Origin of the sequence: Marinactinospora rubrisoli (assembly GCF_042664915.1) — a bacterium.
Taxonomy (GTDB): Bacteria; Actinomycetota; Actinomycetes; order Streptosporangiales; family Streptosporangiaceae; genus Marinitenerispora; species Marinitenerispora rubrisoli.
In genome coordinates, this window is sequence record NZ_JBHTBH010000001.1 from 993,650 (window position 1) to 1,016,950 (window position 23,301).

Genomic DNA, 23,301 nt, shown 5'->3' on the forward strand with positions numbered 1-23,301 from the left:
CCGCCGGAGCGCGGCAGGGGCGCAAGAAAACGGAAGGGGCCCGATCCGGTGGATCGGGCCCCTTCGCCGTCTGCGGCCGGGCCGCCGGTGCGTGCCGCCGACGCCGGTCAGCGCCGCCGGCCGCCGGTCACTCCTGCCACCAGTCCTCGTCGTCGTTCTTGCCGCTCTTGGCGGCCACCGCCGGGCGCTTCGGGGCGGCGCCGCCCCCTGCGGACCCGGTGGCCTCGATCGCCGCCGGCTCCTCGCCGCCCGCGGCCACGGCCGGCGCCGGCGCGGGCGGGGCCGAGAAGCTCGCCCCGGCGCCGCCGCCCAGCAGCTGGCGCAGCTGCTGCAGGTGCGACTGGATGCTGTCCCGCTGACGGGTGAGCTCGTCGACCTTCTGCTGCGCGGCCGTCATGATGCGGTCCGCCTCGGACTTGGCGTCGCTGACCAGGTGCTCGGCCTTGGACTTGGCCTCGGTGGTCACCTGCTCGGCGTTCTTCTTGGCGTTCGCGACGAGCTGCTTGGCGTGCTGCTCGGCGTCGCGGCGGGTCTGCTCCGCCTGCGAGCTGGCCTTGGTGGCCCGCTGCTCGGCGCTGGCGGCGCGCTCCTCGGCCTCGGCGACCAGCTTCTGCGTGGCGGCCTGGGCGGCGGCGAGCCGCTCGGCGTCCTGCCGCTCGGCCTCCTCGCGCCGGTTGGCGAGCTGGATCTCGAACTCGGCCTCGTCCTGGGCGCGCTTGGCCTCGCTCTCCTCAAGGGTGCGCTGGGCCTGGGCGCGCATTTCGTCGGCCTGACGCTTGGCCGCCTGGATCGTCTCGTCGCGCTCGCGCTTCGCCGAGGCGCGCGCCTGGGCGCACTCGCGCTCGGTGGTGGTGCGCAGCTTGGCGATCTCACCCTCGAAGGTGGCGCGCTTCTCCGCGATCTCGTGGTCCACCGCGGAGCGCTTCTTCTGCACCTCGCGCTCGGTGGTGGAGGTGAGGTCGTCGGCCTCGCGACGGGCGGTGGTGCGGATCTCCTCGGCCTCACCCTCGGCGGAGGAGCGCATCTCGTCGGCGTCGCGCTGCGCCGTGGTGCGCAGGTCCGTGGCCTCGTTCTCGGCGGCGGCCCGCATCTCCGCGGCCTCGACCTTGGCGGCGGCCTTGATGTCGTTGGCCTCGGCGCGCGCTGCCTGCACCAGTTCGGTGGCCTGCTCCTCCGCGAGCCGCAGCAACTGCTCGATGCGGGCGCCCAGCCCCGAGTAGGTGGGGCGCTCCTGCTCCTGGAGTTGGCGCTTGGCGTCGGCGAGCTCGTTGCGGGCCTTCTGCGCCTCCTCCTTGGCCGAGCGCAGGTCGGCGTCGAGCTGGCTGATGTAGTTGTCGACCTGGTGCCGGTCGAAGCCGCGCAGCACCACATCGAACTCGCGGGGTTGAGGGCTTTCCTCGAAGAAGTTGCTGAGCTGGGCGTCAATATCGGACGACATGTGGCGGAATCCTGAACGTGGTGACGGGACGGCTACATTACGGATGTTGGTTTCGAGTCGGGCACGAGCGTCACGGCGTCCGGCCGAGGCCACTTCACACGCCTCAATCCGGTGGTCACTGCTACGGGAGCGTACTCCGGCACTACCAATCGCGCGGTCAAGTTCACCCCATCGGTATGGAGTGCTGCGCTCAGGAGCAGACGTGGTCGCCCGGCCAACCCGAATCGCGGGCCTGAACCAGGGGGGACAGGAGTTGCGCCCAAGGGAGACCTTGGTGGATAGCAGACTTTACCAAGTCCACGCCTACACGGAAGGGTTTCCGGGGGCCGAACGCGGAATTTCGGGCGACGCTCACATGTCCGGACCTGGTCGGAACTGAAAGGTAACCATTGCGTTACCCGGTCATGTCCGCGCTATCGACGTGTCTTTTCGCGCATCTGTCATTCCGGCCCGCCGTCCCGGTCCGCCGACTGGACCAGTTCGGTCAGCACCCCACCACAGTCCTTCGGGTGCAGAAACGTGATGCGTGAGCCCATGCTCCCGGGCCGCGGCGGGCCGAGAACCCGCACGCCCCGCTCGCCCACCGCCTCTGCGGCGCCGGCGACGTCGTCGGTGCCGAACGCCACGTGGTGCACCCCTTCCCCGTGTCGCGCCAGGAAGCGCGCCACCGGTGAGTCCTCGCGGATGGGCTCCAGCAGTTGCACGTAGGTGGCCGCGCCGTCGTCGGTGCCGTTGGTGCGCAGCATCGCCTCGCGGACCCCCTGCTCCTCGTTGACCTCCTGGTGGGTCAGCTCGAAGCCGAACGTGCGGCGATAGAAGTCCAGGGTCGCGTCGAGGTCATGGCAGGCGATGCCCACGTGGTCGATGCGGGTGAACCGGGCGAACACGGTGTGCGACCTCCGGTCGGGGCGTACGACGGGCATGTATGTATGGTGGCAGACCAGGTGCGGTGAATCACATGGGAGGCTGGCAATGCCCGGTTCCGTCATCGTCAGTGGAGCCCGGACCCCGATCGGCCGGCTGCTCGGATCGCTGGCCGGTTTCTCCGCGGTGGAGCTGGGGGCGATCGCGGTCCGCGCCGCGCTGGAGCGCGCCGGCATCACCGGCGAGCAGGTCGGCTACGTGGTGCTCGGCCAGGTGCTGCAGGCCGGCCAGGGCCAGATCCCCTCGCGGCAGGCCGCCGTGGCCGCCGGGGTGCCGATGAGCGTCCCCTCCCTCACCATCAACAAGGTGTGCCTGTCCGGCCTCGACGCCATCGCGCTGGCCGACCAGCTCATCGCCGCCGGAGAGTTCGACGTCGTCGTCGCCGGCGGCATGGAGTCCATGACCAACGCCCCGCACCTGCTCCCCAAGGCGCGGCACGGGTACAAGTACGGCTCCATCGAGGTACTCGACGCCACCGCCCACGACGGCCTCACCGACGCCTTCGACGGCGACTCCATGGGCGCCTCCACCGAACGGCACAACGCGCGCCTGGGCATCACCCGCGAGGAGCAGGACGCGTTCGCCGCGCGCTCGCACCAGCGCGCCGCCGCCGCGATCAAGGACGGGCGGTTCGACGCCGAGATCGTCCCGGTGGCCGTCCCGCAGCGCCGCGGCGAGCCGCGGCTCTTCGACGAGGACGAGGGCGTGCGCGCCGACACCACGGCCGAGACCCTGGCCCGGCTGCGCCCGGCGTTCGACGAGAACGGCACCATCACCGCGGGGTCGTCCTCGCAGATCTCCGACGGCGCGTGCGCGGTCGTGGTGATGAGCCGGCGGCGGGCCGAGGAGCTCGGCTGCCCGGTCCTCGCCGAGATCGGCGCGCACGGCAACGTCGCCGGGCCGGACAACTCGCTGCAGTCCCAGCCCTCGAACGCGATCGGCCACGCCCTGGGCAAGGCGGGTGCGCGCGTCGGCGACCTCGACCTCATCGAGATCAACGAGGCGTTCGCCAGCGTCGCCGTGCAGTCGATCCGCGATCTCGGCGTGCCGGACGACATCGTCAACGTCAACGGTGGCGCCATCGCGCTCGGGCACCCCATCGGCGCGTCCGGCGCCCGGATCGCCCTGCACCTGGTGCACGAGCTGCGCCGCCGCGGCGGCGGGCTCGGCGCGGCGGCCCTGTGCGGCGGCGGCGGCCAGGGCGATGCGCTGCTGCTCCGCGTACCGGCGAGCTGACCGGCGCCCCGCGCGCGGGCCGGCCACGGGCGGCCGGGCCCGGCCGCCCGTGCCACGGAAGCGAAGGAGCTGCATGGACGTCTCCGATCTCGTCGCGCGGGTGCTGCGCGGCGAGCGCCGGGCGGTCGCCCGCGCCATCTCGCTGGTCGAGGACGCCTCGCCGGTGCTGCGCGATGTGATGGCCGCGCTCGCGCCGCACACCGGACGGGCACGGGTGGTCGGCCTCACCGGCGCGCCCGGGGTCGGCAAGTCGACGTGCACGGCGGCGCTGGTGGCCGCGCTGCGCGAGCGGGGTGTGCGCGTCGGCGTCCTCGCGGTCGATCCCTCCTCGCCGTTCACGGGCGGCGCGCTGCTCGGCGACCGGGTCCGCATGCAGCAGCACGCCTCCGACACCGGGGTGTTCATCCGTTCCATGGCCAGCCGCGGCCACCTCGGCGGACTCTCCTGGGCCACACCGCACGCGCTGCGGGTCCTGGACGCGGCCGGGTTCGGCACCATCCTGGTGGAGACCGTCGGGGTCGGCCAGGCCGAGGTCGACATCGCGGCGCACGCCGACAGCACGCTCGTCCTCGTCGCGCCGGGCATGGGCGACAGTGTGCAGGCCGCCAAGGCCGGGGTGCTGGAGATCGCCGATGTGTTCGTGGTGAACAAGGCCGACCGCGAGGGCGCGCAGACGGCGGTGCGCGAGCTGCGCCAGACGTCGGCGCAGACGCCCCGCGGGCCAAACGAGTGGCGCCCGCCCGTGGTGAGCACCGTGGCGGTCCGCGGTGAGGGCATCGGCGAGCTGGTCGAGCGGCTGGACCGGCACGAGCGGCACCTGCGCGCCTCGGGCGAGTGGCGGCGCCGCCGGCACGCGCGCGCACGGGAAGAGGTCGAGGCCATCGTGCTGGCGGCCCTGCGCGAGCGGTTCGGCGCGATGCCCGGGCACGCCGACCTCGACCGGCTCGCGGCCGAGGTCGCCGCCGGCCGACTCGACCCCTACGCCGCCGCCGGCACACTGCTGGCCGCCCTCGGGAGCGCCTGACACCGCCCGGCCGCACGGCCGGCAGCGCCCTGACCAGGCACGCCGCGGCGCCGGCCGCCGCCCGGAGTCCGCGCTCCCGCCCGGAAGGGGCACCCGGTGTCGCTACAGTGGTGCCGTGGGAAACCCGCTGAACCTTCCGTTCGACCCCATCGAACGCGCCCATGAGAACTGGACCAAACGGTGGGGCGCGTCGCCGGCCATGGCCGCGGTCACCTCGATCATGCGGGCGCAGCAGATCCTCATCAGCCAGCTCGACGCCACCCTCAAGCCGCACGAGCTGACGTTCGCCCGCTATGAGGCGCTGGTGCTGCTGACCTTCAGCTCCACCGGAGCGCTGCCCCTCGGCAAGATCGGCGAACGGCTCATGGTGCACCCCACGAGCGTCACCAACACCATCGACCGGCTGGAGCGCCAGGGCCTGGTCCGCCGCCGGCCCAACCCCAGCGACGGCCGCGGCACGCTCGCCGAGATCACCGACGAGGGCCGCCGGGTCGTGGAGGAGGCCACCGCCGACCTGCTCGCCATGGATTTCGGGCTGGACTGCTACGCCGACGAGGAACTGTGGGAGATCCACCGGCGGTTCCGCAGCCTGCGGGTGAGCTACGGCGACTTCCCCGACGACGCCGAGCCGCGCGGCTGACCCCCGCACCCGGCCGGATCCGGTACCGGAGGCCCCGCGCCCTACCGGAAACTAGTAGGTCATCCTAGTATCGAGGTATGGCCGAGGACATCGAGGCGGGCCGCGCCCGCTGGCAGGCACGGTACGACGCGGCGCGCAAGCGCGACGCCGACTTCACCACACTCTCCGGGCAGCAGGTCGACCCCGTCTACGGACCACCGCCGGGCAGCACCGTCCCGGGCTTCGAACGCGTCGGCTGGCCGGGGGAGTACCCCTACACCCGTGGGCTGCACCCCACCGGCTACCGGGGACGCACCTGGACCATCCGGCAGTTCGCCGGCTTCGGCAACGCCGTCCAGACCAACGAGCGGTACAAGATGATCCTCGCCTCCGGCGGCGGGGGCCTGTCGGTCGCCTTCGACATGCCCACCCTCATGGGGCGCGACTCCGACGACCCGCACTCCCTGGGCGAGGTCGGGCACTGCGGGGTGGCGATCGACTCCGCCGCCGACATGGACGTGCTCTTCGACGGCATCCCGCTCGGCGAGACCACCACGTCCATGACCATCAGCGGGCCGGCCATCCCGATCTTCTGCATGTACCTCGTCGCCGCCGAGCGCCAGGGCGCCGACATCGGCGCCCTCAACGGCACCCTGCAGACCGACATCTTCAAGGAGTACATCGCGCAGAAGGAGTGGCTGTACCCGCCGGAGCCGCACCTGCGCCTCATCGGCGACCTCATGGAGTACTGCGCCGAGCACATCCCCGCCTACAAGCCGCTGTCGGTCTCCGGCTACCACATCCGCGAGGCCGGTGCCACGGCCGCCCAGGAACTCGCGTTCACGCTGGCCGACGGCTTCGGCTACGTCGAACTCGGCCTCTCCCGTGGCATGGACGTCAACGCGTTCGCCCCCGGGCTGTCCTTCTTCTTCGACGCGCACATCGACTTCTTCGAGGAGATCGCCAAGTTCCGCGCCGCGCGCCGGATATGGGCCCGATGGATGCGCGACCGCTTCGGCGCCACCAGCGAGAAGGCGCAGTGGCTCCGCTTCCACACCCAGACCGCCGGGGTCTCCCTCACCGCCCAGCAGCCGTACAACAACGTGGTGCGCACCGCCGTGGAGGCGCTCTCGGCCGTGCTCGGCGGCACCAACTCGCTGCACACCAACGCCCTGGACGAGACGCTCGCGCTGCCCACCGAGCAGGCCGCCGAGATCGCACTGCGCACCCAGCAGGTGATCATGGAGGAGACCGGCGTCACCAACGTCGCCGACCCGCTCGGCGGATCCTGGTACATCGAGGCGCTCACCGACCGGATGGAAGAGGAGGCCGAGCGGATCTTCGCGCACATCCTGCGCATGGGCGCCGGCCGGGACCACGCCATCGGCCCCGTCACCTCCGGCATCCTCGCCGGCATCGAGAGCGGCTGGTTCACCTCCGAGATCGCCGAGTCGGCGTTCCGCTACCAGCAGGCCCTGGAGAAGGAGGACAAGCGGATCGTCGGCGTGAACCGGCACACCTCCACCGTCTCCGGCGAACTGGAGATCCTGCGGGTCGGCCACGAAGTGGAGCGCGAGCAGCGGCGGGTGCTCGCCGAGCGGCGCGCCGCCCGCGACCAGGCCGCCGTCGACGCCGCCCTCGCCGACCTGCTCGCGGCCACCCGCGACCCCGGCTCCGGCAACCTCATCCCGCTCATCCTGCGCGCCGCCCGCGCCGAGGCGACCCTCGGCGAGATCTGCGGCACCATGGGCGAAGAGTTCGGCGAGTACACGGAGGACCCGCGGTTCTGACCCCGCACCGCGGTGCGGGCGTCCCGGCACGTCACCCCCGGCGCGGTTCACCGCGCCGGTGCCGGATGCGGCAGGATGGAGAACATGCAGCCTTCGGACTTCTCCATGCAGAGCGCGGTCGACCTCGGAGCTCGCAAGGCGGCCTTGGAACGCGAGGCCAAACGGCAGGCCGAAGCGTCCTCCGGCACCGCGAATCCGTACGCCATCGACATCACCGAGGAGAACTTCCAGACGGAGGTCCTCGAACGATCGCTGCGCGCGCCCGTCGTCCTCGCCGTGCTCGCCACCTGGTCCGAGCAGGCCAAGCAGGTCGAGACGGCCCTAGACCGGCTCGCCACCCAGGCCGGCGGGCAATGGTTCCTCGCCAAGATCGACACCGACGCCACCCCGCAGCTCGCCCAGGCGCTGCGCGCCCCCGCCGTCCCGATGGTGGCCATGGTCATCGGCGGCCAGGTGCTGCCCGGTCCCACCGGCCCCGCCACCGAGCAGCAGCTGCGCGAGTGGCTGAGCCAGATCTTCGAGGGGCTGCGCCAGCAGGGGGTGCTGCCCCAGGACTACACGGGCCTCGGCCCGGCCGAGGCCGAGCAGCCGGAGCCCGAGTACAGCCCGGCGCAGGACGAGGCCGCGGCCGCCATCCAGCGGGGCGACTACGCCGCCGCCGAAGCCGCCTACACCAAGGCGCTCGAAGCCGACCCCGGCGACGAGGCGGCCAAGGTCGGGCTCGCCCAGGTACGGCTCGTCGCCCGGGTCCGCGAGCTGGACGCCAACGCCGTGCGCCGGACCGCCGCCGAGAACCCCGACGACGTCGACGCCCAGTGCAAGGTCGCCGACATCGACATGTACGGCGGCAAGTTCGAGGACGCGTTCGACCGGCTGGTCGGCACCGTGCGGCGCACCCGCGACGAGGCGCGCGACCAGGCGCGCAAGCACCTGCTCGGTCTCTTCGAGGTGCTGCCCCCCGGGGACCCGCGCGTCGCCAAGGCCCGCCGCGCGCTCACCTCCGCGCTGTTCTGACCGCGGCACCAGCGGCACCGCCGCGGCGTCCGGCGGTCACGTCCGGCCACCCCGGCCGCCCCCACCCGGTGCGGCGGCCGGCGCCGGCCCACCCGGCACGCCACCGCGACGAGGTCGGCACCCCGTAACGGGAGTCACCCGCCGCCACACGGGTACGAACCGGAACACAGCCGTCCGGCCCAAGGCGGTGCCCCATGACGCATCCCAGCAGCTACGTGGTGACGATCTCGGCGACCTACGGCGCGGGCGGCAGCGTGATCGGCCCGACGGTCGCCCGGCGGCTCGGCGTGCCCTTCCTCGACCGCGCCATCCCCGGCGAGGTGGCCCAGCGCATCGGCTGCTCGCTGGAAGACGTCCTCGAACACGACGACCGCGCGCCGATCGGGCTGGAGCGCCTGCTCTCCAGCGCGGCGCGGATGCCCAGCGTCACCCTCGGCAGCATCGACACGACCTTCATCGGCGCGACCGACTCCGAGGGCCGGCTCCTCTACGACAAGGAGTTCGTCGAGCACACCGAACGCATCATCGGCCAGGTCGGCCGCACCGGCGGCGTCGTCCTGGGCCGCGCCGGCGCCCTGGTCCTCGCCGAGCACGCCACCGCTCTGCACGTCCGCCTCGACGGCCCCAAGAGCCGCCGGCTGGCCCGCGCCGCCGCCATGCGCGAAGAGTTCCACGGCGAGGCGCTGCGCCGCGGCGAGAACGCCGTCGAGAGGTGGCGCCCGCCGACCATGCGGGACCTGGAGGACAACGACCGGGCACGAGCCGCCTACGTCCGCCGGTTCTACCGGGCCGACGCCGCCGACCCGCGCCTCTACCACCTCGTGATCGACTCGACCGCCATGGGGCTGACCGCCTGCGTCGACGTCATCGAGCGGCTGGCCCGCGACCGCGCCGCCCGCCCCGGCTGACCTGGCGCTGTGGCACGTCTCACCCGCCCGGCCGCCCCGGGCGGGCGCGGCACCCGGAACGCGCCTGAACAGCCGTGCCGCCGGGCCGGGGCGCCCGTTCTGGAACCGGACCCGCTACCGTTGGCCGGCGCGCAGGTCAGCCGCCGGCGGTGGCACCATGAGGAATGCGCCTGTGCGCGGTATATCGGTGACATTGAGGAGCTTCACGTGGCCACCCTTCCCAGCGTTTCCTACTCGATCACGGTCCGTCTGGAGCTTGACGGGCACGGCAGCGCGGTCGGCAGCCTGACCAACGCCGTCGAGCACGTGGGGGGCGTCATCACGGCTCTCGACGTGACCTCCGCGGGGCACGAGCGCATCCGCATCGACGTGACCTGCGCCGCCCGTGACACCGACCACGCCAAGGCCATCGTCGACGCCCTCGGCGCCATCGAGGGCGTCACCGTTCACAAGGTCAGCGACCGCACGTTCCTCATGCACCTGGGCGGCAAGATCGAGATCAAGTCCAAGGTGCCGCTGCGCAACAGAGACGAGCTGTCCATGGCCTACACGCCGGGCGTGGCGCGCGTCTCCTCCGCCATCGCCGCCAACCCCGACGACGCCCGCCGTCTGACGATCAAGCGCAACAGCGTCGCGGTGGTCACCGACGGTTCCGCCGTGCTCGGGCTCGGCAACATCGGGCCGGAGGCGTCGATGCCGGTCATGGAGGGCAAGGCCGCGCTGTTCAAACGCTTCGCCGACATCGACGCCTGGCCCATCGCGCTGGACACCCAGGACGTGGACGAGATCGTGCGCACCGTCCAGGTCATCGCCCCCGGGTTCGGCGGCATCAACCTGGAGGACATCTCCGCCCCCCGCTGCTTCGAGGTCGAGGCGCGCCTCCGCGAGCTGCTGGACATCCCGGTCTTCCACGACGACCAGCACGGCACCGCCATCGTGGTGCTCGCCGCCCTCAAGAACGCGCTGCGGGTGGTCGGCAAGGAGCTCGGCGAGGTGCGCGTCGCGATGTCCGGCGCCGGCGCGGCCGGCACCGCCATCCTCAAGCTCCTCATGCACGCCGGCGCCAAGGACGTCATCGTCTGCGACGTGCACGGCGCCGTGCACCGCGGGCGGGACAACCTCGACTCCAACCTGGAGTGGATCGCCGCCAACACCAACCCCGCAGGCTACGCCGGCGACCTCAAGGGCGCGGTGCGCGGCGCCGACGTGTTCATCGGCGTCTCCGCGCCCGACATACTGGACGGCGACGACGTGGCCGAGATGAACGACGACGCCATCATCTTCGCGCTGGCCAACCCCGACCCCGAGATCGACCCGGACATCGCGCAGCTGCACGCCGCCGTCGTCGCCACCGGCCGCAGCGACTACCCCAACCAGATCAACAACGTGCTCGTCTTCCCCGGCGTCTTCCGTGGCCTGCTGGACGCGCAGAGCCGTACCGTCAACTCCGACATGATGGTGGCCGCCGCCGACGCGCTCGCCGCCGTCGTGACCGACGACGAGCTGGGGCCGCACTACATCATCCCCAGCGTCTTCCACTCCGGACTGTCCCAGCACGTCGCCGAGGCCGTCCGCCAGGTGGCCGTCCGGGAGGGGCAGGCGCAGGTGTAGCGGGTGGCCCCGGGACTGCCGGGTAAAGGTGGGACATGGACCAGCCGAGACTGACCGGCCACCTGCTGGTGGCCACACCGATGCTGGACGATCCGAACTTCCGGCGCTCCGTCGTGTTCGTGATCGACGACGATGACGCCGAAGGTACCCTCGGCGTCATCGTGAACCGCCCCTCCGACCTGCCGGTGGCCGACGTGCTCGCCGACTGGGGTTCCTACGCCAGCCGGCCCTCGGTGATGTTCGCCGGCGGTCCGGTGGGCACCGGAGCGGGCCTGGCGCTCGGTGAGCCCGGCCGGGACGACGCACCGCTCGGCTGGCGGCCGCTGGCGAACCTGGCGGGCGGGTCGAGCGTGTCGCGGCTGGGCACCATCGACCTGGACACTCCGCCGGAGCTTCTCGGTGGCGCGCTCGGCCGCCTGCGGGTCTTCGCCGGCTACGCGGGGTGGGGCGAAGGCCAGGTGGCGGAGGAGATCGAGGAGGGGGCGTGGTACGTGCTTCCGGCCACGGCCGACGACGTCTTCTCGACCGACCCCGACGCGCTGTGGTCGCGGGTGCTGCGGCGACAGGGCGGCGACCTGGCCCTGGTATCGACCTTCCCCGACGATCCGACGCTGAACTGACCGCGCCGGCGCGGCGCGGATAACGTGAGACGAGACGCAGGAGGTGTGAGGTCAGGATGTCGACCGACGTTTTGGACGTTGTGAACAAGGTGGTCCCCGAGAGTGAGACACGGCCGGACGTGTCCCACGACGACGGCGACCGCGAGCGGTTCGCGCACTACGTGCAGAAGGACAAGATCACCGAGAGCGCCGTCACCGGCAACCCGGTGATCGCGCTCTGCGGGAAGGTGTGGGTGCCCAACCGCGACCCCAACAAGTTCCCGGTCTGTCCCGAGTGCAAGAAGATCTACGAGGAGCTCATGGGCTGAGCGCGGTGCGCCCCGCGCGGGCCGGCGGCGTGAGGGGGCCGGACGGACCACGATCCGTCCGGCCCCTCGCCTGTGCCCGGCTGGCCCGATTCGGTCATCGTGCCGCGGAGGTGACGCGTGGGCTGCGGCGGGCCGCCGCGCGAGGTGGGCGGATCCGCCCGCACCGGGGTTTCGCGGCTGACCGGGCGGGAGAGTCGCGATACCCTCCGGAGGACAGATCGCGGCAAATGGCGGAACGGCAGGGTTTCCGGCGCCACGGGAAGCGCTCACCGCCCGCGAGCGGCACCGCCCGCGGGCCCGCGCTCGCGCCCCGCTCGCGCGGCCGTGCGCGCCCGCGTTCCCGACGCGGCACGGCCGGCCGGGACCGCACCGCCGGACCGCGCGGCGGCCGCGTGTCCGGGACCATGAGCGGTAACCACGGGTAGGTCACATGACGTACACAACCGAACGACACTCGTCGGGCCGCGGCCGGCGTCGCGCCGGCGGCGCCAGGGGCCGGCGCCGGGCCCCCTCCCGCGGCGTCCGTGGACGCAGCGGACCGCGCACCGCCGGCGACGTCGCGCGGGCCACCTTCCGCACCCTCGGCGAGGTGCTGTTCACCGCCGGCCTGGTCATGCTCTTCTTCGCCGCCTACCAGGTCTACGGCAAGCAGGCCCAGACCGACAACGAGCAGAGCCGGCTCGACCAGGCCGTGGCCGAACAGTGGGAGTCCGAGGCCCGCGGGCCCGACTCCGAGCCGCTCCCGGGCTCGGCGAACAGCCGGTTGTACATCCCCCGGCTCGACCAGAAGTGGGTCGTGGTCAACGGGGTCGCGCCCGACGACATCCGGTACGGTCCCGGCCACTACCCGGGCACCGCCGAGGCCGGGCAGGTCGGCAACTACTCGGTGGCCGGGCACCGCGTGGCCGCCGTCTTCTGGGACCTGGACCAGCTCGTCGACGGCGACGAGATCGTCCTGGAGGACCGCGACAACTTCTACACCTACCGGGTCATCGAGACCGAGATCGTCACCCCTGACCAGGTGCGGGTGGTAGCGCCCGACCCCTTCGACCCCGAGGCCGAGCCCACGCGGTCGCTGCTGACCCTCACCACGTGCCACCCCAAGCTGCAGAACTCGCACCGGCTGATCATCCACGCCGAGCTGAGCGAGACGCGGCCCAAGTCCGACGGCATGCCGGCGAGCATCGCCGACATGGCCCCTGAGCAGGCGGAGTGAGGAAACCGTGTACGGTCTGATCTGGCGCGCGCTGCCCGGCCCCGCGTTCGTGAAGCTGCTGCTCGCGCTGGCGCTGGCCGGTGGCGCGGCGGCGCTGCTGTGGTACGTGGTGTTCCCCTGGGCCGACCCCTATCTGCCGTTCAACGACGTCACCGTCGAGGGCGGCGAGGGAGCACCGGTCCCCGGCGGTGCGGAAGGCGGCGACGGCGAAGGCATCATCGGCGTGGACGTGCCGGTCGGTGGGGCGTCCACCTCTCCGGCCGCCCCGGACGCCGGTGGGGCGGCGAACTGACCGGACGCGCCACGGAGCCCGCGGAACCCCTGGCGGCGGCGGGCGGGGAGTGACCGACCCGCCACGCGTTCCTTGCCGTTCCGGCGCCCGGCTCCGGATACCCTCGTCCACGTGAGCACCCCGGGATCCACACGATGACGCTCGCCCAGACCGATACGACCGAACGACTGAAGAGCCTGCGCGCCTGGCAGCGCGAGGCGTTCGAGGAGTACTTCCGGCGCGAACCGCGCGACTTCCTCGCCGTCGCGACGCCGGGGGCGGGCAAGACCACGTTCGCGCTGACCCTCGCCAGCGAACTGCTGGCGCAGCACCGGGTGCGGGCGATCACCATCGTCTGCCCCACCGAGCACCTGAAGAAGCAGTGGGCCGAGGCCGCCGCCCGGTTCGGCATCGCCATCGACCCCGACTTCCGCAACGGGCAGGGCGCCCTCGGCCGCCAGTACATCGGTGCGGCGGTGACGTACGCGCAGGTGGCCGCGCACCCGATGCTGCACCGCAACCGCACCGAGGCCCGCCGCACCCTCGTGATCTTCGACGAGGTGCACCACGCCGGAGACGCGCTGTCATGGGGCGACGCCGCCCGCGAGGCGTTCGACCCGGCGGCGCGCCGGCTGTCACTGACCGGCACCCCGTTCCGGTCCGACGTCAACCCCATCCCCTTCGTCGACTACGTGCAGGACCACAACGGCGTCCGCCGCTGCTCGTGGGACTACAGCTACGGCTACGCGCCGGCGCTGGCCGACGGGGTCGTGCGGCCGGTCATCTTCATGGCCTACTCCGGCGAGATGCGCTGGCGCACCAAGGCAGGCGACGAGCTGGCGGCACGGCTGGGCGAGCCGCTCACCCAGGACGCGCTCGCGCAGGCGTGGCGGGCCGCGCTCGACCCCAAGGGCGACTGGATCAAGAAGGTGCTCGCGGCCGCGGACCGCCGGCTCACCGAGGTGCGCAACAGCACCCCGGACGCCGGTGGACTCGTCATCGCCACCGACCACGAGAACGCCCGCGCCTACGCGCGCATCCTGCGCCAGGTCACCGGAAGCGGCGCCACCGTGGTGCTCTCGGACGATCCCACGGCCAGCCGCAAGATCAAGCAGTTCGCCGAGTCCGACGATCGGTGGATGGTCGCGGTCCGGATGGTGTCGGAGGGAGTGGACGTGCCCCGGCTGATGGTCGGTGTGTACGCCACCTCGACGAGCACGCCGCTGTTCTTCGCCCAGGCCGTCGGCCGATTCGTGCGGGTGCGGCGCCGCGGCGAGATCGCGTCGGTGTTCCTGCCCTCGGTCCCCACGCTGCTGGAGTTCGCGGGGGAGATGGAGCGCGAACGGGACCACGCCCTCGACCGGCCGATCAAGGACGGGGAGTTCAACCCCGAGCAGGACCTCGTGGACGAGGCGCGCCGCAAGCGCGACACCCCCGACGTCGGGGAGGAACTGCCGTTCGAGACGATGGAGGCGTCGGCGGAGTTCGACCGCGCCCTCTACGACGGCGGCGAGTTCGGCGGCGGCGCGCCCGGGTCCCCCGAGGAGGAGGACTTCCTCGGCCTGCCCGGACTGCTGGAACCCGACCAGGTGGCCACGCTGCTGCGCAAGCGCAAGGCCGAGCAGCGCGCCCAGGAGCTGCGGGCGCCGCGCGAGGAGCCGCAGGAGGCGGCGGCGCACGAGGTGCTCGCCGACCTGCGCCGCGAGCTCAACGGGCTGGTGGGTGCCTGGCACCGCCGCACCGGGCAGCCGCACGGGATGATCCACAGCGAGCTGCGCCGGACGTGCGGCGGCCCGCCGATCGCCCAGGCCACGGCCGAGGAGATCCGCGCCCGGATCGCCAAGATCCGCAGCTGGGCCACCGGCGGTTCCTGACCGCCGCGGACCGTCCGACGTGCGCGTTGCGGCCCTGGATCACCGGAAACGCCTGCGGCGTCGGCGTTTCCGTTCCTAGAATTCCACTCGGGACGCCGCCGCGGCCGGCGGCGTCCGCGCACGTAAAAGCTCCGCAATCCGGACGTGCCCGGCCGGGCGCTGCGGTTCGGAATGACTACAGTGCGTAATCATGGTGGACGCGGAGAGTGAGCGACGGTTGCGCAACGCGGGTACATGGGGCGGACTGGCAGTGAGCGCGATCGCGCTGGCCGGGGTCATGGCGGCCACGGCCGGCCAGGGAACCCCGCCGACGGAGCGCGCCGCCCCCACCGCCGCCCAGGAGCCGGGCTGCCCGCCTGAGACCGGTACCTCCCGGCTCGCCGACCCCGCCATGCCCGACCCCGCCACGGTCACCCCGCAGCGCGCCGCCGAACTCGACCGGCGGCTGACCGAGGCCGCGGCCGGCCAGCGGATCCCCACCGCCGACTCGCCGGTGACCATCCCCGTCATCGTCCACGTCCTCTCTCGCCAGGACGGCACCGGCAACGTGTCCCGGGCCAAGATCGACGCCCAGATCGCCGGCATGAACAAGGCGTACAGCGGCGGCCACGGCGGCGCCGACACCGGCATCCGGTTCGAGCTGCACGACGTCACCCGCACCGCCGACGACCTGTGGTTCCGTGACTTCATGGGGAACGAGGAGGCCATCAAGCGCGAGCTGCGGCGCGGCGACGGCGGGACGCTCAACCTCTACACCGCCGACCTGGGGCGCGGAATCCTCGGCCGCTCCACGTTCCCGCAGGACTACAGCGTCAACGACTGGGCCGACGGCGTCACCGTCGACTACCGCACCCTTCCCGGCGGCGGGCGCGAGAAGTTCGACCTCGGGCACACCGCCACCCACGAGACCGGCCACTGGCTCGGCCTGTTCCACACCTTCCAGAACGGGTGCAGCCACCCCAGCGACTACGTCGACGACACGCCGTACGAGCGCCAGCAGTCGGCCGGCTGCCCGGAGGGCCGCGACACCTGCCCGAGCCGGCCGGGCGAGGACCCCGTCCGCAACTTCATGAACTACAGCGACGACGCCTGCATGCGCGAGTTCACCGAGGGGCAGGGCGAGCGGATGCGCCGCGCCTGGGCCGCGTTCCGGGCCTGACCCCAGCGCGGGCCGGTACGGCGCCGCGGCACCGGACGGAAAGTACCGGGAACCGCGGAGGCGTCCGGCGCGTCCATTCGGCGGGCGGAGCCCCGGCCGCGCCGCCTCCGGCGGCCGGGCCATGCCGGTGACCGGCATGGGCGCGCCCGCACCGCGTGCGCCGCCATCGATCCCGACCCCAGGAACAGAAGCGCCGAGACCATGTCCTCCTCCATGGATCCCACGACCCCCTCTCCTCAATTACCGTCCGGCTTCAGCCCCCTCACGCCCGACGACCCACGCGTCATCGGCCCCTTCCGCATCGTCGGCCGCGTCGGCGCCGGCGGCATGGGAGCCGTCTACGGCGCCCTCGACGACACCGGCCGCCAGGTCGCCGTCAAGGTGATCCACCCGCAACACGCCGCCGACGCCGAGTACCGCCGCCAGTTCGCCCGCGAGGCCGAGCTCGTCCGCCGGATCGACGCCGAGTGCGCGCCCGAGTTCCTCGGCGCCGATCCCGCGGCCGAACAGCCCTGGCTGGCCACCGAGTTCGTGCGCGGCCAGACCCTCAAGGAGCACGTGGCCGAAAACGGCCCGCTCACGGGCGCCGCCCTGCTGTCGTTCGCGGCCGGTACCGCCGAAGCGCTCGCCGCCATCCACGCCGCCGGGGTGCTGCACCGCGACATCAAACCCGGCAACGTGATGCTGTCGGCCGACGGCCCCCGCGTGCTCGACTTCGGCATCGCCCGGGCCGCCGGCGACGACGACGCCGAGCACGCCGTCTACGGCACGCCCGGGTGGATCGCGCCCGAGCGGCTCGGCAACGCGGCGGCCACCGCGCGATCCGACATGTTCGCGTGGGGCGGGCTGGTGGTGTACGCCGCCACCGGGCACGGCCCGTTCGGCGACGGCGACGCGCGCACGCTGCTCGACCGCAGCCGCGAAGGGACGCCCGACCTCGACGGCGTGCCCGGCGAACTGCGGCCGCTCGTCGAACGCGCCCTGGACCCCGACCCGGCGGATCGGCCGGACGCCGCCGAGGCACTGGACGCCGTCCTCGCCCTCGCCGGAGTCGAGCCCACGGAAGCCGGTGCCGACCAGCGGTCCCGGCTGCGCGCCCTCCTGGCGGCGAGCTGGCTCGGCTTCGGGACCGTCGGGCGCGGCGCGGGCCCGTGGATCGCCGCCGTCGCGCTGGGCGCCGCGGCGGTGCCCAACGCGGGCGCGGTCGCCGGTGCCGGCGCGGCCGGCGGGATCGCCGCCGGCGGGGCCGCGGGTGGCACCGTGGGAGGAGCGGCCGGTGGGGCTTCGGCCGCCGCGGCCGGGGGCACCATCGCGGGGATGAGCAAGGCCACCGCCCTCATCGCCGCCGGTGCCACCGCCACCGCCGTCGTCACGGGCGGCTGGATCGGCGGCCGGATCTACGCCGGTGAACCGATCCTGCCGTTCGGCGCGGACGCCGAGGAGACCGCCGCCACCCGCGACGGCACCCCCGTGGAGTTCCAGGGCCTGACGCTGTGGCTGCCGGACGGCTGGCAGGTCGAGCGGATCCGGGACGAGTTCGGGCCGCTGTCGGCCCCTGAGCCCCGTGTCGCAGAGGAGTGGCTGGTGCTCTACCCCGGCGGCCAGGAGGGCTGCGCCGACGTCGACTGGATGTGGGCCGACACCAACGTGTCCTCCTGCGAACACGTCCGGGTGTTCGGCCGCAGCGGCATCGCCTTCGGCGGTCCCGGGTACGGCCCGATCAGCGCCGAGGACGAGCCCGCCCCCCAGTTCATCCCGGCCAGCGAGGTGCCGGGATGCCCCGAAGGCCGCAGCCTCTACACCGAGGACGACCCCGGCTACCCGGCCGAGGTCGCCGAGACCCGCCCCGTCGGCGGCCAGGACGCCGCCTACCGTGAGGTGTCGGTGCCCTGCAGCCACCAGGAGGACCCGGCCGACTGGAGCAGCCCGGTCAACCTCCGGTACTACGACCAGCGGTGGTGGCTGCTCCCCGACTCCGAGATCTTCATCCTGGACGGCTACGGCATCGAGGCGCTGGACGGCATCCTCGCCGACGCCGAAGTGCGGGCGCCCGAGCGCCCCGCCACCCAGGAGGTGCGGTTCCGTAATCTGACCTTCGAGGTCCCGGGCGAGTGGGAGGTCTACCGCAACGAGGGCGACTTCGAGCCGCTGGGCCGGCCGGCCGTCAGTGACGAGTGGCTGCTCATCGGGACCGACCCCGGCAGCCCGTGCTCGGCGACCGGATCGTGGAACAGCCACCACGGCTGCCCCAGCATCATGCTGTTCGGCCCGGGAGGCATTTCGACCGGCTTCACGATGGGCGCCATCGACGAGAGCCTGCCCTACCACCCGGTCGCCGGCCCCTACAACTGCGACCCGTCCTACGACACGTCGGCGCCCGACCCCGGGGACTCGCGCGCACCTCAGGAGGCCACGCTCGCCGACGTCGGCGACCGCCGGGCGTTCTACCGGGTGTGGTACGTGGGCTGCACCGACGCGCCCGGCGACCGCAGCTGGGACGACGGGCCCGACGTGTTCTACGAACAGCGCTACTGGCTGCTGCCCGAGTCGCAGATCCTCATCGTGGACAACCACCGGACCGAAGGTCTGGCCGACCTGCTCCGTGCGGCGGAGGTGAGCGCCTAGCCCGTCCGGGGGGCGCCCCGCCACGGGGCGCCCCCCGGACACGGGGAATCCACAGGTCGCCGACCGCCGTGCGGCCGTCCGCGGCGCGATGGCCGGGCGATCACCCCGTTAAAATCGGTGCCATGGCAGCGACCAAGACCTTCCTGACGGGCATCCAGACCTCAGGCGAGCCGCACATCGGCAACTACGTCGGAGCGATCAAGCCGGCCCTGGCGGCCGCCGCGTCCTCCGACACGCTGTACTTCCTCGCCGACTACCACTCGCTGAACACCGTCAGGGACCCCGCCCGGCTCCGGCACAACATCCGGTCGGTCGCCGCCACCTGGCTGGCCTGCGGACTCGACCCCGAGCGCACCATCATCTACCGCCAGTCCAGCGTTCCCGAGGTGTTCGAGCTGTCCACCATCCTGGCCAGCTTCACCGGCAAGGGCCTGATGAACCGGGCGCACGCCTACAAGGCGGCCCGCGACCGCAACGCCGAGGCGGGCGCCACCGACCTCGACGCCGGGGTGAACATGGGGCTGTTCAACTACCCCATCCTCATGGCCGCCGACATCCTCATCATGGAGACCGACTACGTGCCGGTCGGCCGTGACCAGGCCCAGCACCTGGAGTACGCCGCCGACATCGCCGGCTCGTTCAACCACCTGTACGGGGAGTCCTACAGCTTCCCCATCCCGCAGGGCGTCTACAACGAGGGCGACGCCGCGGTGCTGCCGGGCATCGACGGCCGCAAGATGAGCAAGTCCTACGACAACACCATCCCGCTGTTCCTCCCCGAGAACCGGCTGCGCAAGCTGGTGCGGCGCATCCCCACCGACAGCACCCCGGTGGAGGAGCCCAAGAACGCCGACACCTCGGTGGTGTTCCAGCTGCTCACGCACTTCGAGGAGCCCGGCCGCCTCACCGAGACCCGCAAGCGGCTGGAAGCCGGTGGCATGGGCTGGGGCGAACTGAAGAACCAGCTGTTCGAGGCCATCAACACCGAGGTGGCCCCCATGCGGGAGCGCTACGAGCGCCTCATGGAGCCCGATTCCGACCTCGACGCAATCCTCGCCGCCGGTGCCGTCAAGGCACGTGAGCGGAGCAGCCGGGTCCTGGCCAAGGTCCGGCGCGCCGTCGGCATCGACTGACGTCCACGGAGCGCGAGCCGCCGAGCGTCCGGAGCCGTCAATGCCCTCGCGCGTAGCGCCTTTCGCGTTGGCGGTGGAGGGGAGTGAGGTGGCGAGCGCGACCAAGTGGCACAGGGCGACGAGCCGCCGAGCGTCCGGAGCCGTCGACGCCTTCTGCCGTAGGCCCCTCGCGTTGGCGGTGGAGGGGAGCGAGGTGGCGAGCGCGACCGGGGGCGTGGAGCGCGAGCCGCCGAGCGTCCGGAGGCGCCGACGGCGCTGCCGAAGGCCCACCCTCGTTGGCGGTGGAGGGGAGTGAGGTGGTGAGCGCGACCAAGTGGCACAGGGCGACGAGCCGCCGAGCGTCCGGAGCCGTCAATGCCCTCGCGCGTAGCGCCTTTCGCGTTGGCGGTGGAGGGGAGCGAGGCTGCGAGCGCGACCAGAACGGGACCGCCCCGTCGCTCGGGGCGCGCCCCGAGCGGTCACGCCCCGGCCGGTTCGCCCTCCAGCGTGACTCCCGCGGTGCGCAGCTCCGCCAGCGCCGCGGCCACCGTGCCGGGGGAGACCCCGGCGGACAGGCCGAGCAGCACCCGGGTCGCGAAACCGGCCCGCGCCGCGTCCAGGGCGGTGGCCCGCACGCAGTGGTCCGTCGCGATGCCCACGACGTCCACCTCGGTCACTCCGCGCTCGCGCAGCCACGCCTCCAGCGAGCTGCCGTCCGGCGCGGTGCCCTCGAACCCGCTGTAGGCGGCGGAGTAGGCGCCCTTGTCGAACACCGCCGCCACCCGCGAGGTGTTGAATGCCGGGTGGAAGTCGGCACCCGGCGTGCCCGCGACGCAGTGCGGCGGCCACGAGTGCACGAAGTCCGGGGTGGTGGAGAAGTGCTCGCCCGGATCGACGTGGTGGTCCCGTGTCGCCACCACGTGCCGGTAATCACCGCGGCGTGCGGCGATGAGCTCCGAGACCGCCTCGGCCACCCGGGCGCCGCCGGTCACCGCCAGGCTGCCGCCCTCGCAGAAGTCGTTCTGCACATCGACCACGATCAGCGCTCGCACGGTGCTCTCCTCTCCGTCCGCCCTCGGCGGGCACACCTCACACCTGCCCGAACAGGGTCGGGATCGCCGGCTCGCCCCGCGACATCTGCTGCGCCGTGAGCGGCAGCTCGGCCATCGCCGCGCGGTGCCGTTCCCGCGCCGCCTGCAGCGGCTCCCGGCCCACGATCTCGCCGGCGGCCACCAGCCGGCGCAGCAGCGGGCGCTCGTTGGGCGCCGGTTCGGGCTCGCGGTCGTACACCAGCTCGGCCCGGGCCGTGCCGTCGTCGGCCAGCCGCCGGGTGCTCCACTTGCGTCCGCCCTTGCTCGGCTTGCCGACCGACCGCTTGGCCACCGGCGACATCGGCACGTCCGGGCCCTCGCCGTGCGCTCGCGCCACGAGCTTGTACACCAGGGACGCGGTCGGCGCCCCCGAGCCGGTCACCAGCGCGGTCCCCACCCCGTAACCGTCCACCGGAGCGATCGCCAGCGCCTGGATCGCGTGTTCGTCGAGATCGCCGGTCACCACGATGCGGGTCGTGTCCGCCCCGTTCTCGTCCAGGAGTTTGCGCACCTCGCCGGCGAGCACGGCGAGGTCTCCGGAGTCGATCCGCACCCCGCCCAGCCGGTCGCCGGCCAGCTCGATGCCGGTGCGGACGGCGCGCACCACGTCGTAGGTGTCCACCAGGAGGGTGGTCTCCGGGCCGAGCGCCGCCAGCTGCGCGGCGAACGCGTGCCGCTCGCTGTCGTGCAGCAGCACGAACGCGTGCGCGCTGGTGCCCGCGGTGGGGATTCCGTACGCGCGGCCGGCCGCCAGGTTGGAGGTGGTGTCGAAACCGGCCAGGTACGCCGCGCGGGCGGCGGCGACCGCGGCCGCCTCGTGCGTCCGGCGTGACCCCATCTCGATCAGCGGCCGGCCGCCCGCCGCCGTGACCATCCGTGAGGCGGCCGAGGCGATGGCGCAGTCGTGGTTGTAGATGGACAGCGCGACCGTCTCCAGGAGCACCGCCTCGGCGAAGGGGGCCTCCACGACCAGGATGGGCGAGCCCGGAAAGTAGCAGTCGCCCTCGCCGTAGCCCCACACGTCGCCGCTGAACCGGTAGCCGGCCAGCCACTCCAGCGTGCGATCGTCCACGATCGCCGCGTCGGAGAGGTAGTCCAGAGCCGTGGTGTCGAAGCGGAAGTGCTCCAGCGCGTCCAGAAAGCGCCCGGTACCGGCGACGACGCCGTAGCGGCGCGCCTCCGGCAACCGCCGGGCGAACATCTCGAACACCGTTCGCCGGTGCGCGGCGCCGCTGTGCAGTGCTCCCTGCAGCATCGTCAGCTCGTACCGGTCGGTGAGCAGCGCGCTGTTCCAGCAGTCGGTCATGAGATCCAAGCCTAGTTTGTGCCTATCAGGAACAAAATCCGGCCCACCTCTCGCGAAGTCACCAGCCCCGCCGGAAGGGATGGAACAATACGAACTACGGGGACGAGCAAGGGTCCAGCAACGGCCGCGCGGCGAAACGCGCGGCGGGCTCAGGTCGTTAGACCAGAGAGCGCGGCGCCGATGGAGGGGCGCCGGGGGCCGACAGACGGGGAAGGATGATGTATCCATGACGACCGCGCCGGTCGAACTCGAACGGCCGGACACCAAGGAGCACGTGCGGCCGGATCTCCCCTGGGTGACGATCGTCTGGAACGACCCGATCAACCTGATGTCGTACGTGACCTATGTCTTCCAGACCGTGTTCGGCTATTCCAAGCGCAAGGCGCACAAGCTGATGCTGGACGTGCACCACAAGGGCCGGGCCGTGGTGTCCAGCGGCTCCCGCGAGGAGATGGAACGCGACGTCGCCACCCTCCACGAGTACGGCCTATGGGCGACCCTCCAGCAGGACAAGTGACCGCCCACCGCCGCACGCCCTCGCCGGCGGCGGCAGCGACGAGTATGAACGAAGGACGATGACCACGGGATTCCGGAGCGCGCCCCACGGCGGGGTCAGCATCGACCTCGACCGCGACGAGGCCGCGGTGCTGCGGTCCATGGCCAACCTCGTGCTCGAACTGGTGGAGCCGCCCGCGCCGCAGGACGAGTTCGCCGAGATGGTGGGAATCGGCGGCAGCAGCGAGAAGCCGGACGATCCGGTCCTGGCGCGGCTGTTCCCGGACGCCTACGCCGACGACACCGAGTCGGCCGGCGACTTCCGCCGTTACACCGAGGACGGGCTGCGCCGGCACAAGCGGGAGAACGCCAATGCCGTCCTGTCCGCGCTGCCCGAGTCGGGCGGCCGCATCACCCTGGGGCGGCCCGAGGCGCTGGCCTGGATGAAGTCGCTGAACGACGTCCGGCTCGCGCTGGGCACCCGGCTCGGCGTCGAGGAGGAGAGCTACCAGGCGCACCTGCGGGGTGAGCGGAACGCGGCCGACTCCTCCAACGAGGCCGCCTTGCACATCTACGACTGGCTGGGCGGGCTGCAGGACACCCTCGTCCACGCCCTCATGCGCTAGCCGCCCGGGCCCGGCGGCCGCCCGGAGGCGGTCG

21 protein-coding genes are annotated in these 23,301 nt (G+C 72.7%); 17 read left to right on the top strand and 4 right to left on the bottom strand.

All coding sequences use genetic code 11. The features are described 5' to 3' along the window. Positions 1-127: 127 nt before the first annotated feature. Positions 128-1,438, bottom strand: coding sequence for a DivIVA domain-containing protein (locus tag ACFQRF_RS04165; RefSeq protein ID WP_379868916.1), 1,311 nt, complete (start codon positions 1,436-1,438; stop codon positions 128-130). A gap of 440 nt (positions 1,439-1,878) precedes the next feature. After that, positions 1,879-2,361 (bottom strand): methylmalonyl-CoA epimerase, encoded by a 483-nt coding sequence (gene mce / locus ACFQRF_RS04170; RefSeq protein WP_379868918.1) that lies wholly within the window; start codon positions 2,359-2,361, stop codon positions 1,879-1,881. 49 nt (positions 2,362-2,410) lie between these two features. Here mce and ACFQRF_RS04175 point away from each other — a divergent pair, with 49 nt between their 5' ends. The 15 genes from ACFQRF_RS04175 (at position 2,411) to ACFQRF_RS04245 (ending at position 19,770) form a co-directional block, all read left to right on the top strand. Then, positions 2,411-3,598 carry an acetyl-CoA C-acetyltransferase gene (locus ACFQRF_RS04175; protein WP_379868920.1) on the top strand — a complete coding sequence of 396 codons (1,188 nt, stop codon included), beginning with the start codon at positions 2,411-2,413 and terminating at the stop codon, positions 3,596-3,598. A 73-nt stretch (positions 3,599-3,671) separates the two neighbouring features. Next, a complete protein-coding gene (gene meaB / locus ACFQRF_RS04180; protein WP_379868921.1) occupies positions 3,672-4,622 on the top strand; it encodes a methylmalonyl Co-A mutase-associated GTPase MeaB in 951 nt (316 codons plus the stop codon). Between the two features lie 115 nt (positions 4,623-4,737). Continuing rightward, positions 4,738-5,262, top strand: coding sequence for a MarR family winged helix-turn-helix transcriptional regulator (locus ACFQRF_RS04185; RefSeq protein ID WP_379868923.1), 525 nt, complete (start codon positions 4,738-4,740; stop codon positions 5,260-5,262). Positions 5,263-5,339: 77 nt separating this feature from the next. After that, positions 5,340-7,031, top strand: coding sequence for an acyl-CoA mutase large subunit family protein (locus tag ACFQRF_RS04190; RefSeq protein ID WP_379868924.1), 1,692 nt, complete (start codon positions 5,340-5,342; stop codon positions 7,029-7,031). A gap of 84 nt (positions 7,032-7,115) precedes the next feature. Beyond that, positions 7,116-8,045: a tetratricopeptide repeat protein gene (locus ACFQRF_RS04195; protein WP_379868926.1), complete on the top strand. Its 930-nt coding sequence runs from the start codon at positions 7,116-7,118 to the stop codon at positions 8,043-8,045. A 194-nt stretch (positions 8,046-8,239) separates the two neighbouring features. After that, the gene (locus ACFQRF_RS04200) at positions 8,240-8,953 is read left to right on the top strand and encodes a cytidylate kinase-like family protein (protein WP_379868928.1); all 714 of its coding nucleotides are present in this window, start codon (positions 8,240-8,242) and stop codon (positions 8,951-8,953) included. A 207-nt stretch (positions 8,954-9,160) separates the two neighbouring features. Continuing rightward, positions 9,161-10,564 (top strand): NAD-dependent malic enzyme, encoded by a 1,404-nt coding sequence (locus ACFQRF_RS04205; protein WP_379868929.1) that lies wholly within the window; start codon positions 9,161-9,163, stop codon positions 10,562-10,564. Between the two features lie 35 nt (positions 10,565-10,599). Further along, the gene (locus ACFQRF_RS04210; RefSeq protein ID WP_379868930.1) at positions 10,600-11,184 is read left to right on the top strand and encodes a YqgE/AlgH family protein; all 585 of its coding nucleotides are present in this window, start codon (positions 10,600-10,602) and stop codon (positions 11,182-11,184) included. 56 nt (positions 11,185-11,240) lie between these two features. Then, positions 11,241-11,492, top strand: a complete 252-nt coding sequence (locus tag ACFQRF_RS04215) for a DUF3039 domain-containing protein (protein WP_379868931.1) — start codon at positions 11,241-11,243, stop codon at positions 11,490-11,492. Between the two features lie 430 nt (positions 11,493-11,922). Then, positions 11,923-12,708, top strand: coding sequence for a class E sortase (locus ACFQRF_RS04220; protein WP_379868933.1), 786 nt, complete (start codon positions 11,923-11,925; stop codon positions 12,706-12,708). 7 nt (positions 12,709-12,715) lie between these two features. Next, entirely contained in the window at positions 12,716-13,000 is a 285-nt protein-coding gene (locus ACFQRF_RS04225) for a hypothetical protein (RefSeq protein WP_379868934.1), read from the top strand. A 134-nt stretch (positions 13,001-13,134) separates the two neighbouring features. Continuing rightward, positions 13,135-14,853, top strand: coding sequence for a DEAD/DEAH box helicase (locus tag ACFQRF_RS04230; RefSeq protein ID WP_379868936.1), 1,719 nt, complete (start codon positions 13,135-13,137; stop codon positions 14,851-14,853). A 190-nt stretch (positions 14,854-15,043) separates the two neighbouring features. Beyond that, complete coding sequence (locus ACFQRF_RS04235) at positions 15,044-16,012, top strand: zinc metalloprotease (RefSeq protein ID WP_379868938.1); 969 nt, start codon at positions 15,044-15,046, stop codon at positions 16,010-16,012. Between the two features lie 213 nt (positions 16,013-16,225). Then, complete coding sequence (locus tag ACFQRF_RS04240; protein WP_379868940.1) at positions 16,226-18,637, top strand: serine/threonine-protein kinase; 2,412 nt, start codon at positions 16,226-16,228, stop codon at positions 18,635-18,637. A gap of 122 nt (positions 18,638-18,759) precedes the next feature. Further along, positions 18,760-19,770, top strand: coding sequence for a tryptophan--tRNA ligase (locus tag ACFQRF_RS04245; protein WP_379868942.1), 1,011 nt, complete (start codon positions 18,760-18,762; stop codon positions 19,768-19,770). 458 nt (positions 19,771-20,228) lie between these two features. Here ACFQRF_RS04245 and ACFQRF_RS04250 read toward each other — a convergent pair whose 3' ends face one another. Together ACFQRF_RS04250 and ACFQRF_RS04255 are read right to left on the bottom strand one after the other, a co-directional pair. Then, positions 20,229-20,801 (bottom strand): nicotinamidase, encoded by a 573-nt coding sequence (locus tag ACFQRF_RS04250; RefSeq protein ID WP_379868943.1) that lies wholly within the window; start codon positions 20,799-20,801, stop codon positions 20,229-20,231. Between the two features lie 37 nt (positions 20,802-20,838). Further along, positions 20,839-22,146, bottom strand: a complete 1,308-nt coding sequence (locus tag ACFQRF_RS04255) for a nicotinate phosphoribosyltransferase (RefSeq protein WP_379868944.1) — start codon at positions 22,144-22,146, stop codon at positions 20,839-20,841. Positions 22,147-22,372: 226 nt separating this feature from the next. Here ACFQRF_RS04255 and clpS point away from each other — a divergent pair, with 226 nt between their 5' ends. Beyond that, positions 22,373-22,663, top strand: a complete 291-nt coding sequence (gene clpS, locus ACFQRF_RS04260) for an ATP-dependent Clp protease adapter ClpS (protein WP_379868945.1) — start codon at positions 22,373-22,375, stop codon at positions 22,661-22,663. A 58-nt stretch (positions 22,664-22,721) separates the two neighbouring features. Next, positions 22,722-23,267, top strand: coding sequence for a DUF2017 domain-containing protein (locus tag ACFQRF_RS04265; RefSeq protein WP_379868946.1), 546 nt, complete (start codon positions 22,722-22,724; stop codon positions 23,265-23,267). The last annotated feature ends 34 nt before the right edge of the window (positions 23,268-23,301 follow it).

Bases quoted from the DNA above. Each gene is read 5' to 3' on its own strand.
- ACFQRF_RS04235 (WP_379868938.1), top strand. From the start codon at position 15,044: ATGGTGGACGCGGAGAGTGAGCGACGGTTGCGCAACGCGGGTACATGG.
- ACFQRF_RS04165 (WP_379868916.1), bottom strand. From the start codon at position 1,438: ATGTCGTCCGATATTGACGCCCAGCTCAGCAACTTCTTCGAGGAAAGC.
- ACFQRF_RS04215 (WP_379868931.1), top strand. From the start codon at position 11,241: ATGTCGACCGACGTTTTGGACGTTGTGAACAAGGTGGTCCCCGAGAGT.
- mce (WP_379868918.1), bottom strand. From the start codon at position 2,361: ATGCCCGTCGTACGCCCCGACCGGAGGTCGCACACCGTGTTCGCCCGG.
- ACFQRF_RS04175 (WP_379868920.1), top strand. From the start codon at position 2,411: ATGCCCGGTTCCGTCATCGTCAGTGGAGCCCGGACCCCGATCGGCCGG.
- clpS (WP_379868945.1), top strand. From the start codon at position 22,373: ATGACGACCGCGCCGGTCGAACTCGAACGGCCGGACACCAAGGAGCAC.
- ACFQRF_RS04230 (WP_379868936.1), top strand. From the start codon at position 13,135: ATGACGCTCGCCCAGACCGATACGACCGAACGACTGAAGAGCCTGCGC.
- ACFQRF_RS04210 (WP_379868930.1), top strand. From the start codon at position 10,600: ATGGACCAGCCGAGACTGACCGGCCACCTGCTGGTGGCCACACCGATG.
- ACFQRF_RS04245 (WP_379868942.1), top strand. From the start codon at position 18,760: ATGGCAGCGACCAAGACCTTCCTGACGGGCATCCAGACCTCAGGCGAG.
- ACFQRF_RS04255 (WP_379868944.1), bottom strand. From the start codon at position 22,146: ATGACCGACTGCTGGAACAGCGCGCTGCTCACCGACCGGTACGAGCTG.
- meaB (WP_379868921.1), top strand. From the start codon at position 3,672: ATGGACGTCTCCGATCTCGTCGCGCGGGTGCTGCGCGGCGAGCGCCGG.
- ACFQRF_RS04265 (WP_379868946.1), top strand. From the start codon at position 22,722: ATGACCACGGGATTCCGGAGCGCGCCCCACGGCGGGGTCAGCATCGAC.
- ACFQRF_RS04190 (WP_379868924.1), top strand. From the start codon at position 5,340: ATGGCCGAGGACATCGAGGCGGGCCGCGCCCGCTGGCAGGCACGGTAC.
- ACFQRF_RS04195 (WP_379868926.1), top strand. From the start codon at position 7,116: ATGCAGCCTTCGGACTTCTCCATGCAGAGCGCGGTCGACCTCGGAGCT.
- ACFQRF_RS04240 (WP_379868940.1), top strand. From the start codon at position 16,226: ATGGATCCCACGACCCCCTCTCCTCAATTACCGTCCGGCTTCAGCCCC.
- ACFQRF_RS04200 (WP_379868928.1), top strand. From the start codon at position 8,240: ATGACGCATCCCAGCAGCTACGTGGTGACGATCTCGGCGACCTACGGC.
- ACFQRF_RS04220 (WP_379868933.1), top strand. From the start codon at position 11,923: ATGACGTACACAACCGAACGACACTCGTCGGGCCGCGGCCGGCGTCGC.